Source organism: Bifidobacterium aesculapii (assembly GCF_001417815.1).
GTDB classification, from domain to species: domain Bacteria; phylum Actinomycetota; class Actinomycetes; order Actinomycetales; family Bifidobacteriaceae; genus Bifidobacterium; species Bifidobacterium aesculapii.
Window position 1 is genome coordinate 19460 of the sequence record NZ_BCFK01000046.1, and the last position, 14010, is coordinate 33469.

Below are 14010 nucleotides of genomic sequence, written 5' to 3' on the forward strand. Positions count from 1 at the left end.
GGTCTGCAGCCATCGTGCGCAGCGGCGACGAACTTGTCGAACATAGCATCGATGAGGTCCGTCGTTGCATCGGGAATCCGTATCGTGTCTGTCATATGCATACCGGCCTTCCGGAAGCGTTATCGATCAGGACGTTTGGGATATCGAGGGGAACAAGCAGACCGCCTCCCAAGTGGCGGCTCTGCCCGATTGCCATGACGGTTTGGTTCAAACCGCACTCGTCAGCGAAAGACAGACACGCGCTGGCACCTGCCAAGAGCGCGTTGCGTTGTGTCCTGTGCACGTAGTCGGCCATCGTCGTTCGCGACTCCGGATGCGCATTGTATATACGCACCGGCGAATTCGAAGCACATACGCGTTCGATGAGATCCCAATAGTCGTTTCCGCCATCCGATTTGCAATCGGATTCGCCGCGCTGTTCAGACATATCCGCTGTCTTCAGGAATGAGTCCCGCAGAGCGTGACCGATAGCCAACGCAATGCTTTCCTGGGTTCCCCAACGACGTTTGCGGTCGGTCGGATGCTTGGCGGGGTACGTTTCCCGGATGCACAGCGGATACGGGAGCCAGAAGCGCTTTTTCCCATCCGGAACCGAAGCCCATATATGTGTAGACTCCAGTTCCTGCATCCCTCCGAGCCTGAGAGTGTCCTCCCTGGCTGAGTAAAAGAGCGAGCGCCCCTCAACCGAATCGCATATTTCCGCAAGTCTGCTGATTTCGGCGACCGGCATGTCGTACGGTACCATTATCAGGAATCCCGGCAGAAAACCGCGTAATTCATCGGTCACCACCGACGATACGTCGGAGGTCAGAGCGTGAATGGCGACATTGTTGGCGGGACGTCGTTCGAAACCGTCAGGGACGAGATAGCGGCCCGTCAGCATCGGAGAGACATCCGACCCCCATTGACGGACCAGCAGTCGATGCATGGCCACAGCCCATGCGACAAGCTGGTTCTCCCTGGGACGCCATTCCTGCGGATTCGTCACGGGAATGAAGAAGCACTGATTCCACGGCGCAATGAAGGTGTTGTCTCCGGCACTTTCCGTCTCGGCATCGATATATCCGATTCGACGCACTGACCCATACAACGTATTGGATAATACGTTCTTTTCCTGCTCAGTACCGGATGGCTTGGATACACGCTTCGGATAGGCCTGCCTATATCCCTGTTGCAGCTCCTGCAGGTGCCCTTTCCACGGGATATGAAAATCGCTCATGGATTGCAGCGAAGACAACGAGCCTTCCTCCACCTGCCTCAACGATCCCGGCAACGGGTATTCATCCTCGTTTTCCGTTACGACACGCACAGGCGTGCACGCCTCACCGAGGTACGGCACCTCCCAGCACAAGTCACTGAGCACTTCGGCGACGCGCGGGCTTGGAACCTCCTGCCACTGCCATACCAAGTCCCCCGCTTCCGTAATGTCATAGGCGACGGAGGAACAGGCAGCCGCGTCTTTCGTCGCGGAGTGGTGCTTCTTATTATCCCAGCTGCCTCGATCGCGATAGGCAACCGCCTGAGTGGCATTGCGAAGACTTCCCGCGACCATGGCAGGCAGACGAATCGCATCCGGAGGATTGCCCTCCAGCCAAGCAAGCGCTTCGCGTACGGACCGGTCGTCGATAGTGCCCTCTTGAGAGATAGTGCTCTCTTGAGAGTCGGAGGAATCGAATCCAAAGACACCGTATGCGACGGACACCAACGCTCTGTAGAACCGCTCCGGGGAGGGGAACGGCTCAGGCTTCCCTGTTTCGTCCGCCCCCTGATACGTATGCATCAGAAAGGAAACACGGATGTTGAAAGACATCGGCGCCCCATTTACTCGTTGTCGGTTTCAGCGGTCGCGTTCTTAATCACCAGCGGGTTGCCTGTAACCTCAAGCGTCTGGCCATGCCAGTCAAGACCGGTCTTTTCCTTGGCATACTCATACGCATCCTTCAGCAACTCTTCGGCATGCTCGAGCGTCAAAGGCGTCAGCTCAATGGACTTGCCATAGCGCTTATCCAGAACGGTCGACGGGGCTGCGGATTCGCGCAGCATGCAGTTGGCCCTGATATTCAGTTCCGTATTGCTCCCAGCCATGGCGGCAAGAATCATCGCGGCGATAAGAACACGAATGGACTCGTCTCCTTCTTTGCCGTATCCGAAATGCAGGGCACGCAGCATGGAGAAACTCAGCACATGAATCCGCACAATATCACTGACGGCGATGCCATCGACAGCTCCCTCGGCCTGCGGAGGAATTGCTCCAAGACCAATGATAGAGCTTCGGGCCTCCTTCTTGAATTTGGCCTTCAATTTGTCGCTGATAGCCGACCCGATAATGTCCGCCACATTTTTAGCATCATCTTTAGTGAATGTGATGCTGGCTTCGATGGGATCGATGCGGGCACCTGATCGGAACACTACCGCATCTTCTTTCTGATTGGCGGTCACACCGATGATTTCTCCGTTGTACGGCGACGGCAGACGAAGCTGGTTCTTGTTACGGGTCGAATCCCACGCGCCGAAGGCGACCGTGACCGGAGATAACTTGAACAACGGATTCAAGTTGGCCGGAGTCGCATTACGAGCCTGAATATACTCCGGATAGTTGGATGCCGGTCTTCCATCGATCTCACCGATACGGATATGCGCGTCGAACGCACGATGCGGCAGCGTCACATCATATGCCACACGCTCAATCGGGTTTCCGACCTCATCCTCAGAAGTGTATGTTACCTTGATACGAGGCATTTTGGCGAATACCGAGGCCTCATCCTCCATGGCCTGGACGATATACTCCTCGGCACGGTTGCTTTGTGACGTGCGGGAATCGATAAGCACGACGCGCCTGCGTTCTCCTTGCTTCGTCGGCTTGCCGGAGACGGTCACCCTTCCGTCCTCGTCAAGCGGCATGTATCGATCTTCGAACACATAGGTGGCCCCATCAGTTCTAGTGGAGGCATACTTGGCCGGCGCCACTATGCCGTCCATTCCCGCAGCCGGTTCCAGCAACGTCCGTTCGGTCAGCGTGCTCGGCCCTCCCGGCTTCGAGGCCTCTTTCAAATGCTCAAGAGTCAACTCAGGAAGTTCGTTCTGTTCCTTCATCTCATATCCTTTCTTCATGGGAACCGCCGTGTTCCCTACGCGGCGAAACCACCGATAGGGACAAGCGTACTCTGTTCCAGACCGGACTCAACCATTCCTATTGCCGACCTCCTTGACTGGAATCTGATTACGCTGTGTGGAATCACCATAAGCGCGACAGCAAGGCAACGGTAAATATGTACCGGAAAAACCGAAAGAAAAATCCGGATACCCTCTCATGGGATATCCGGATTCCTCGCTATCGGCTTTATCAAGCCGTTTTATCGGCGTGTCTCAAGCGGCCTCAAATCAGTCATCACATGCCTCAGTCAAACAGCTAGACTGAAACCGCTCAGCCACCACATCTCAGGCCTTCGTCACCTCGGCCTTGAGTTCGCCGCCCTCGGCCACGACGAACTCGTCGGCCTTGGTTTCTGCGGCGATCAGGTCGCGGAAGGCCGCCACCTTGGCCGCGTCGGCGGTGGGCACGGTCAACGTGAGCGCGATGTGGTCGGCCACGTCGAAGCCGGCGGACTTGCGGGCGTCCTGCACGACGCGGATCGCGTCGCGCGCGTAGCCTTCGGCCTCCAGCTCCGGGGTGAGCGCGGTGTCGAGGATCACGAAGCCGCCGGTCGGCAGCGCGGCGGACACGGACACGGCCTCCTCGGCGGCGTCCTTCTCCTCCACACGGTTGATGAGCTCGTATTCGCCGTCTTCGAGCGCGATGTCGCCGTTCGGCGTCTCGACGACCGGCGCGCCGGTGGCCGCGTCCACGTGCCAGGCGCCGCTCTTGGACGCCTTGATCGCGAACTGGACGTCCTTGCGCAGGCGCTTGCCGGCGACGCGCGCGTTGACGCGGAGCTCGTGCACGATGTTGAGGCCCTGCGAGGCGGCGTCCTCCAACGTGCAGAACTCGATGTCCTTCACGTTGAGCTCGGACTTGAGCACCTCGTCGTAGGCGCGCACGGCGTCCACGTCCTCGGCGACCACGGTGAGCTTGCTCAGCGGCTGGCGCACGCGGATCTTCGCGGCCTTGCGCAGCGACAGCGTGCCGGAGACGACCTCGCGCACCTTCTCCATGGCGGCGACGAGCGCAGGATCGTCGACGAGCACGCGGCCCAGTTCGGTGCTCTCGCCGGTCTTCGGGTCCGTGACGAACGGCCAGTCGGCCAGATGCACGGATTCGCCGCCGGTCAGGCCACGCCACACGGATTCGGCTTCCATCGGTGCGAGCGGCGCGAGCACGCGCATGAACGCCTCGAGCACGGTGTACAGCGTGTTGAACGCGCCTTCGTCCTTGTTGAGGAAGCGGTCGCGGCTGTTGCGGATGTACCAGTTGGTGAGCACGTCGATGAAGTCGGCGGCCGCATCGCACGCGTCGGAGATGGCGAACTCGTCGAGCGACTTCTCGGCGGAGACCACGAGTCGGCGGGTGCGGGCCAGCAGGTAGCGGTCCATTTCCGGCAGGGATGCGACTTCTTCGGGGCGCAGCTGGCGCGCGTCGTAGCCGGCGGCGTTCGCGTACAGGGTGAAGAAGTAGTAGGAGCTCCACACGGGCAGCATGACCTGGCGCACCGTGTCGCGGATGCCTTCGGCGGTGACGATGAGGTTGCCGCCGCGCAGGATCGGCGAGCTCATGAGGAACCAGCGCATCGCGTCGGAACCGTACTTGTCGAACACGCCGTTCACGTCCGGGTAGTTGCGCAGGTGCTTCGACATCTTCTGCCCGTCGGATCCGAGCACGATGCCGTGGCAGATCACGTTCTTGAACGCCGGACGGTCGAACAGGGCGGTCGCCATCACGTGCAGCAGGTAGAACCAGCCGCGCGTCTGGCCGATGTATTCGACGATGTAGTCGGCCGGGAAGTGCTGTTCGAACTTCTCCTTGTTCTCGAACGGGTAGTGGAACTGCGCGAACGACATGGAGCCGGATTCGAACCAGCAGTCGAGCACGTCGCTGATGCGGCGCATCGTGGACTTGCCGGTCGGATCGTCCGGGTTCGAGCGGGTCAGGTTGTCGATCCACGGACGGTGCATGTTGATGTTGCCGTCCTTGTCGCGCGGGTAGTCGCCGAAGTCGCGCTTCAGCTCTTCGAGCGAACCGTACACGTCGACGCGCGGGTGCTTCGGGTCGTCGGACACCCACACCGGGATCGGGGAACCCCAGAAGCGGTTGCGGGAGATCGACCAGTCGCGCGCGTTGGCGAGCCACTTGCCGAACTGGCCGTCCTTCACGTTGCCGGGGATCCAGTTGATCTGCTGGTTGAGTTCGAGCAGGCGCGGCTTGATCTTCGTGACGGACACGAACCAGGAGGAGACCGGCTTGTAGATGAGCGGCGTGGCGCAGCGCCAGCAGTGCGGGTAGGAGTGCACGTAGCTCTTCTCCTGGAAGAGGATGGCGCGCTTGTCCTCGTCGATTTGCGCGAGCGGGCCGTCGCCGTTGCGCAGGTTGCGCAGGATCGGCTTGTTGGCGTCGAACACGTACATGCCCTCATAATCGGGGCACTGCGCGGTGAAGCGGCAGCCTTCGTCGAGCACGTCGGTGCTCTTGATGCCCTTCGCGTTGAGCGTGTTCATATCGTCCTCGCCGTAAGGAGCCTGGTGGACGAGTCCGGTACCTTCGACGGTGTCGACGTAGTCGGCGGTGAAGATCGTGTAGCCGTTCGGGCCGGGAATGTTGCCTTCCGTCTCGGCCTTCTCGCCGGCGAAGTACGGGAAGACCGGCCAGTAGCGGCGGCCTTCGAGTTCGGAGCCCTTGAGCTCGCGCACGATCTCGTAGTTTTCGCCGAGTTCCTTCTCGTAGTGCGGCAGCAGCGCCTTGCCGAAGTAGAACTTCTTGCCCGCGTACTTGCCTTCGGTGGGCTTGACCTCGACGTAGTCGATGTCGGCGCCGACGACGATCGCGAAGTTGGTGGGCACGGTCCACGGGGTGGTGGTCCAGAACACGGCGTAGGCGTCTTCGTCGCGCAGTTTGACGGCGACGGAGACGGTGGTGTCCTGACGATCCTGGTACACGTCGGCGTCCATGCGCAGCTCGTGCGCGGACAGCGGCGTGCGGTCCTTCGGGCAGTACGGCAGCACGCGGTAGCCCTGGTAGGCGAGGCCCTTGTCGTACAGCTGCTTGAACGCCCACATCACGGATTCCATGTACGGGATGTTCAGCGTCTTGTAGCCGTGCTCGAAGTCGACCCAGCGGGCCTGACGGTGCACGTAGTCCTGCCATTCGTGCGTGTACTTGAGCACGGAGGCGCGGCAGGCGTCGTTGAACTTGTCGATGCCCATCTTCTCGATCTGGTCGACCGAGTCGATGCCGAGCTCCTTCTGCGCTTCGAGCTCGGCGGGCAGGCCGTGCGTGTCCCAGCCGAACACGCGGTTGACCTTGCGGCCCTTCATGGTCTGGTAGCGCGGAATCACGTCCTTCGCGTAGCCGGTCAGCAGGTGGCCGTAATGCGGCAGGCCGTTCGCGAACGGCGGGCCGTCGAAGAACACGAACTCGTTCTGGCTGTGGTCGCCGGAGGGGTTGCGTTCGACGGACTTCTGGAAGGTGTCGTCCTTGTCCCAGTAGTCGAGGACGGTCTCCTCCATGTTGGGGAAGCTGGGGTTCGGCGCGACGTGCGCGGTCTCGCCGCCCTCGTTCGCCTTGGGGTATACGTTGTCGCTCACCGTTGTTCTCCTCGGTGTTCGGTTTGCTCTGGTCCTACGAGAATGGCTTCGGGCTGCGCCGGCCCCCGGCGCGACGCGCATACGTTCCGGTCCCGCGGACGGTGTGTGCCGCGCTCGTGGCCGGAACCTTGCGTTCCGCTGGGGAGTGACGTCCGATGTCTTCCCGCCTACGAGGACGATGCCGTCCGCACGACTGCCGTCGCACGCCCGTCACCGCGGTACCACCTCGCTTGTCGACGTCGATGCCGGCCGTCTTGCGACTGCCGATACCGCGTGACCGCTTGAGTTCGGCTGTGTCGGGCCGATCCCGTCGGTTCTACTGGGCGCGACGTCCGCGCGACGATCACGTCCCGTAACGCGGCCGGTCGTCATCCGACCGCCACATCCGTTATCACGTGTTCCGTCGTGCGGCGCATAAGCGCCGTTCTTCCGAAGGCTCCCCGCTGATAACGGATCACTGCCTTGACTTCGCCGCACATACTATCACGGTGCATGCCCCGCGCAAGGCGCGTCTCATTCAGGCGATGGCTCGGACGGACAAGTATTCAGGCGATCATTCTGCGATGCCTCAAGCGATCACCTCCAATCGGCTTTCCCCGTCCGGGGTGACGCGGCTGACGCTGATGCGTTCGGCGATCTGGTCCTTCAGCCAGTCGACGTGGGAGATGATGCCCACGTCGCGCGTGCGGCTGATGCGGCGCAGCATGTCCATCACGTCGGACAGGTAGTCCTGCGAGAGACTGCCGAAGCCTTCGTCCACGAACAACGTGTCCATGCTCATGCCGCCGTTCTCCGCTTGGATGATGTCGGCGAGCGCCAGCGCGAGTGCGAGGGAGACGAAGAAGGTCTCCCCGCCGGAGAGGGTTCCGGGGTTGCGTTCCTCTTCGGTGCGCCGGTCGAATATGGTGATGTCGAGTCCGGTTTTGCCGGCGCCTTTTCTGATTTCTGTGTCGTCGAGGCGGAGTTCGTAGATGCCGCCTTGGATGTCGTTGAGGAGTTCGTTGGCGCGGTCGAGTACGTCTCGGAACCGTTCGGTGACGGCGTAGGTGATGAGGGTGAGACCGTTGGATGCGGCGAGGGTTCCGCGGTCAGCGTTGGCGAGGGCGGCCATGCGTTGCAGCGGCGCGAATCGTGCGGTCAGGTCGGCCCATGCGTCGGCGCAATCGAGCATGGCGGTCGAGCGTTCGGTCCAGTTCTGCCGCATTGCCTGCAGCGTGCCGATGCGTGTGCCGGCGGCGTCCGCGCGTTCTTGGGCTTCGCATACGTGCTGGTCCAGTGCGGCGAGGTCGATATGTTCGATGGCTGTGCCGAGGGCGGTTGGCTCCCCGGTGTTCATGTAGGCGATCGGGGTGCCGGTTTCGTCGGTTTCGTCTGCTTCGCCGGTTTCGTCGCTGTAGGACTGGTCCGTCATGTCGGCCGTCGCACCGACTGCCGCGCTGTCCGTCGCGTTGGCCGTCGCGTCGGCCGCCTCACCGTGGTGTCGGCTTGTTGCACCGTTTGCCGCGTCGGGTGCCGTTTCCTGCACCGTATCGTATGCTGCGGCGCCGATGAGGTCCTTCAGCGCCGTTTCGCTGTGTTCGGCGATGTGGTCGAGTGTTTCGCGCAGTGCGGTGCGGGAGCGTTGGAGCGCGGCTTGGGCGATGCTCGTCTGGTTTTCGTGCCGGCGGATCGACTGTCGGAGCGCGTTTTGTTCCGTTTCGCTCATTGCGGCTTGGCGTGCTTCCTCGATGCTGTCGAAGCGGGTTTCGGCGGCGAGAGCTTGGGCGAGTTCGCCGGCTGCGGCTGTGGTCGCGTCGGCGGCTGCTTGGGCTTGCGCGTTGGCTTGCGTGAGTTGTTTGTCGAGCGTGTTGCGCGCGTCGAGGCGTTGTTTGAGTTGTTCGGCGATGGTTTCCTGCTGTTGCGCGTTTTCGAGGCGTGCGCGCGCGTCGGCGCGTTCCTGTTCGATGCTCGCCATGGTGTACGGCTGGGCTTGCCGTTCGGCGTCGCGCATGGTTGCGGCGGCGGCTTTCGCATTGGCTTCGGCCGCAGTGAGCTCGTTGCGCGCCTGCTGCGTCTGTTTGTCCGCTGCGGTGATGGCGGCGGCCGTGTCGCGCAGTTCGGATTGGCGGTCGCGTAGTTCGTCCAATGCGTCGATGCGTGCAAGGATGCCGTCGATGTGTTCCTGCGCTTGTTCAACGGACTGGTGTTCGGCTTGTTCGCGGTGCGTGTCGAGGTCGTGTTCGGCGTCGCGCAGCGCGGCTTGTGCTTGCGTGTCGGCTTCGCGTTTCTCTTCGACGCGTTGCTTGAGCTCGTCCAGTTCGTCGATTCCATGTTGGCTGCTGGGCGTAACGGCGGGCGCGGGGTGTTCGCGGCTGCCGCATACGGGGCATGGTTCGCCGTCCGTGAGTTGCGCCGCGTATTTGGCGGCCCCGGATTGTCTGATGTTCGCTTCGACGATTCGCACGGTGTTTTCGGCGGCTTGCAGCGCGTCGGCGGCTTCCTGGCGACGTTGTTCGAGCTTGGGAATGTTGCAGGCAATCCGTTCGGCTTTCTTGGCGTGGTCGAGGACGCGTCTCGCTTGGACGAGTTCCGTGTCGAGAGCGGTTGCGGCCCCTAGTTGTTCGGCGATGTCCTGCAGCTGCTGGTCCACGTTTTCGCGAGATGGCAGGTCGGCCAGCTTCTGTTGGGATTCCTGCTGCGCACTCCGGGCATGTTCCAGTGTGTTCTGCGCTTGCGCATGCTCACGCTTGACTTGTTCGGCCGCGTGGATGAGCTGTTCGTGCGCGTCAGCCTGTTCGAGGTCACGCCGGGCCGTTTCCGCTCCTGCGGCTTCGCGCAACGCCTGCTCGCGGCGGCTTTCCAGTTCCGCCGCCGCAGGGTATTGGGCGAGCCGGTGTTTCAGCTCGGCCGCTTGTTCGGCCAGTCGCTCCTGCTTCTCGCCGAGCGCGTCGACTGCCTGTTCGAGTCTGATGATGGGCTGTGCGGCGAGCGCACGCGAAAGCCGGGTACGCGACGTTTCGTTCTTCGCATCCTCCCCGTGCAGCGTGGTCAGGGTGTCGGCGTCGTTTTTCTCCTGTTCGGCCGCTTGTCGCAACGCGGTGGCGGTGTCGAATCGTGCGCGTGTGCCGTCGAGCGTCTGTCGGGCCTGTTCGTATTCGTTGTTGCCTTGGCGCACCAGTTTTTCGACTTCGGTTTCCACGCGGGTCACGGTCGTGCGCAGGGTTTTGCGGATTTCCTTCGGCCCGCGCGCGGGGAAGGCGAGTTTGCCGGCATCGTCGCGGTCGAGTCCCCATTGCGGGTTCGAGAGGAGCTCCAGGGCGGTCACGTCGTAGCCGCGCTGTTCGAGGATGCGTGACGCTTCGGTTTTCGCCGTGTGGATGGTGTCGGTCAGGCGGTTCGACGATTGGTCGACTTCGTTTTGCGTGGCTTTGCGGCGGGTGACGAGCTCGTCCTGGATGTTCTGGTAGATCTGCGCGCCGAACAGGTCTTTGACGAGTTTGGTGCGGTCTTCGGGTTTGGCCGCGAGGAACATGGCGAACCGGCCTTGGGCGAGCATGACGGTGCGGGAGAACTGTTCGCGGTTCAGCCCGATCAGGCGGGTGACCTCCACGCTGACCTCCCTGGCCCGCGTGGCGACCTCTTCCGCATGCCTTGGCTGTTCGGCGTACGCGAAGTATCGTTCCGGATCGTTGCGGTTCTCCCGGGTCAGATCGGCGATGCCTTGGCTGAGGCGCATGAGTTTGCCGGTGGCGTTGCGTTTGGTGGTTCCTTCGCCGCGCGTTTTCGGCTGGTCGTATGCCGGCGTGCGGCGCACCTCGTAGTAGCCGTCGCCGACTTGGAAGATCAGGTCGACGTAGGTTTCCGCACGGTCGTTCATCAGGAACTTGGAGCGGACGCGTTGGCCGTCGCCGGCCGCGTTCAGACTGTCGGTTTCGCTGCCGGAGATCACGCCGTACAGGGCGAATGTCAGGCAGTCGAGGATCGTGGTTTTGCCGGCGCCGGTCTCACCGTCGATGAGGAACATGCGCGAACGCATCAACGCGGTGAAATCGATGGCGTATTCGCCTTTGTACGGTCCGAAACCGCTGAATTTCATGGCGATGAGTCTCATCTCACTGCTCCTTTCCGTTGAGCGTCGACGTATCGGTCATGCCGGTGGCATGTTCGTCGTCCTGATGTTCCACCGTCTCCACCACGGACCGCAGCACCTTGGTCTCCACTTCGTCGGGATCGCGGTCCAGCTGGTGGCGGACGAACTGTTCGACCACGTCCAGATGTGATTTGGCTTTGCGCAGGTCGACCGCGCGTCGGCCGGCGGAGGAGGTTTTGCGGTCGTAGACGATGTTCTTCTCCAGTGCGTGCGCGTACCGGTCGTCGAGTTTCTGGTAGATGCCCTGTGGGAATGCGTTCACATGCACGGTGATGGACACCCAGTCGTCGCGGTGCTTCCGGGCGAGATCGCCGAGCAGCTCGCTTGCGGTACCTTCCAATCGCACGAACGCGGGTTCGCCGGACTGCACGTCCACGGTACGGACGTCATGTACCGCGCCGCCATCGATGTCGAACAGCACGACGCTTTTCCCATTGCCCTCCACCGGAGGCACGTGGCTTTCCGAGAACGAGTAGGCGAGCAGCGAACCGCTGTAGAGCGCCTGCGGAGTGCGGTCCAAACCGAATCCGGAGACGGATTCCGCCCCGGCGCCGCCGTCATTCACGGAGCCAAAACCAGAGCCAGAGCCAGAGTCGGAACCTGGCGCGGAACCTTCCACCGGAGCATCCGGGATGTTCACCCGCTGCGGACGGTGCAGGTGCCCGAGCGCCAGATAGTCGAGCCCGCTATGGGAGAACAGGGACGCCGGCACGCTGTCGACGCCGCCTACGGTGATGGCGCGTTCGGAATCGCTGGGCGAGGCGCCCGAGACGAACGCGTGCGCCATGAGCATGGCGACCAGCGCCGGATCACGCCTGCGCCGGGCGGCGAGATCGCGGGTGACGAGCGTGAGCGCCGCCCGCATCATGCCCTCATGCGAACGCGGGATGCGCTTCTCCGAACCGTTATCGGCACCGGCCGTTTCCAGCAGCGCCTGCATACCGGGGCGAGCCGTGTCCGGGTCGAGGTACGGGACCGTGTAGACGGCGAGCGTCTCACCGCCACGCTCGACCAGCACCGGTTCGGCGATGTCGCCGAGACCGCAACGCATGTGTACGTTCGGAAGCATGAGTCCGGCACCGGCGCCGAGACGGATGGCGGAATCATGGTTGCCGGGCGTGATGACGATCTCCAACGGACTACTGCCGACCCGGACCCGGCCGAGGCGGGCGAACATCTCGTCGAACAATCGGACCGACTCGGCGGACGGCACGGACAGGTCGTACACGTCGCCGGACACGCATAGCACATCCACATGCTCGCGTTCGATCAGACTGATCAGCCATTCCAACGCAGCACGCTGGTATCTCAGCAGGTCTACGCCTTTGAACCTGCGCCCGATATGCCAGTCGGAGGTATGCAGCACCCTCATGCCGGCTCCTTTCGCCTTACCGTATGGCCGCGGCTCCATAACGTCACCGCCGCACGGCCACCAATGTTCCGTACCGTCATCACCGTAAACCGGACAATCCCGGACCGGTACATCTGTACCGGTTTTTCGTCGGCAAATCTCCTATCAGAACGCCGGCCGGCGTGTCATCTCATCGGAGCCTGCGAGTTGAGGAACACAATCCCCTCATCCAAGAGACCAGTAGCACAGCGAAGATGAGATAGTCCATTATTCCCAGACACCACATACGGTGTTTTGTACATTGCATGTACATAGAACCGTGCCTTGAACAGTTCGTTTTCCTCGGCCAGGGCACACACCAGCGGCGTTTTTCATAAGCGGATGTGACACGAACCTTCGTTCATGGCCCACGTCAATCGGACGAAACAAAGCATCCTCTACCTCAGCATCTGCCAAGAAAGCCTCATCATTCAGACCACGGAGAATGGGCAAGCACTTCGACGGCAACATGGGTGCCGGCTATCTTACGGCCTTTACCGCCCACATCAGCGGTGGAGTACCGTCCGTATTCATCAAGTGCCCGTTGCAAACCGTCGAACGTTGCCATGTCTGTCATTCCTTCCACCTGCCCTATTCAGAATCCCCAATGCTCCTCATGGTCGTTGCCACACACCTCGAACCGCACCTCGGGTTTCTGCGGCGGCGAGGCCACGAATCGTTCGATCATGGTCATCTGCGCACGGTTGATGCCGATGTGCGATTCCGGCCCCACTGCAAGCACCGGCGCCTGCGGCCCCTGGGCGGTGATGGCGAGCCCCGCATCATAGGTGGTCTCCTCGTCATCGATCCATACGATCGGCCGACCGTACTTCAGATGGTTCAGCACCGCACGGCGTTTGCCCGTGTAGCGTCCCACCCGAGTGACGGGATCGTACCACTGGATTGTCTCCCACCCGACGCCGAGATGCACGTTCAGCATGTCCGTGTAGGGCTGCCACGTGCTCAGCCATAGGATGTCCACGTCCAACGCCTTGAGCCGATCCACCAGTCCGGCCGCCCACAGGAGACGCAACCGCCCATGATACCGTGTGGTCACTATCTCCTTATGATCCGGTATGAACCAATTGTCCGGGGAGTACAGGGCGATGCGCGGATCGCCCTGTTTCATCCACGACGTCGTATTCTGACGTCGACGCACCTTCTCGTCCGGAAACTGGTTGATGACCCCATCGAAGTCGATCAGCACCAGCGGACGCTCCCGGCCGCCCATCAGATCTTCCCGTCCATTCCGCATCAGATCATCCTCCTTCACGCATATGACCACCTCGTGTACGCTCAGATACGCCCCCATCAGAAGATGATGTAGTAGTCCGGTATCTCACCATTGTCCACGAAGCATACCTTCTCCATCTCCACCGTGCGGCGTGCCATACGGTCGCACATGTAAATGAGCAAAGATGTACCGCTTACATGATTCATTCGGCAGTGTTGATGCGCAGCAGAAGCATGGAGACATGATGCGAGTCCACGCGCAGGATTGCGTATGGATTATAGGTTCCTCAGTCGGGAGTCGGTCTCTCCCGCGTCTTGTGCGTCGTCGCAGTCCGTGTGATGGGGATCGTGTCGGCCGGCGGCCGGGTCGTGTGCGGGGGCGCCTGCCGGGTCGCGTTGCGGGTACGGGAGGGGGTCTCCCGGACCGGTGTCCGTGGGGTTCCCGCGTGCATGCGATCGTGCGCGTGGATGACGGGAAGGCCCCGGGGGCGTCGTTGTTCCGCCGGGTTCGCGTGGGTTTTCC

Annotated in this window: 7 protein-coding genes; all 7 read right to left on the reverse strand. The window is 61.9% G+C overall.

Features of this window, described 5'->3' with window-relative positions; translation table 11 throughout:
- Positions 1-91: 91 nt before the first annotated feature.
- Positions 92-1810, reverse strand: a complete 1719-nt coding sequence (csb2, locus tag BFAL_RS06530; protein WP_055427612.1) for a type I-G CRISPR-associated protein Csb2 — start codon at positions 1808-1810, stop codon at positions 92-94.
- A gap of 11 nt (positions 1811-1821) precedes the next feature.
- The gene (gene cas7g, locus BFAL_RS06535; RefSeq protein ID WP_055427613.1) at positions 1822-3093 is read right to left on the reverse strand and encodes a type I-G CRISPR-associated RAMP protein Csb1/Cas7g; all 1272 of its coding nucleotides are present in this window, start codon (positions 3091-3093) and stop codon (positions 1822-1824) included.
- Between the two features lie 345 nt (positions 3094-3438).
- Entirely contained in the window at positions 3439-6735 is a 3297-nt protein-coding gene (gene ileS / locus BFAL_RS06540; protein WP_055427614.1) for a mupirocin-resistant isoleucine--tRNA ligase, read from the reverse strand.
- A gap of 568 nt (positions 6736-7303) precedes the next feature.
- Complete coding sequence (locus BFAL_RS06545) at positions 7304-10825, reverse strand: AAA family ATPase (protein WP_055427615.1); 3522 nt, start codon at positions 10823-10825, stop codon at positions 7304-7306.
- 1 nt (position 10826) lies between these two features.
- Positions 10827-12236, reverse strand: coding sequence for a metallophosphoesterase family protein (locus tag BFAL_RS06550; RefSeq protein WP_055427616.1), 1410 nt, complete (start codon positions 12234-12236; stop codon positions 10827-10829).
- A gap of 445 nt (positions 12237-12681) precedes the next feature.
- Entirely contained in the window at positions 12682-12822 is a 141-nt protein-coding gene (locus BFAL_RS11250) for a hypothetical protein (RefSeq protein WP_160319049.1), read from the reverse strand.
- A gap of 27 nt (positions 12823-12849) precedes the next feature.
- The gene (locus BFAL_RS06555) at positions 12850-13509 is read right to left on the reverse strand and encodes a hypothetical protein (RefSeq protein ID WP_152973577.1); all 660 of its coding nucleotides are present in this window, start codon (positions 13507-13509) and stop codon (positions 12850-12852) included.
- Between the last annotated feature and the right edge of the window lie 501 nt (positions 13510-14010).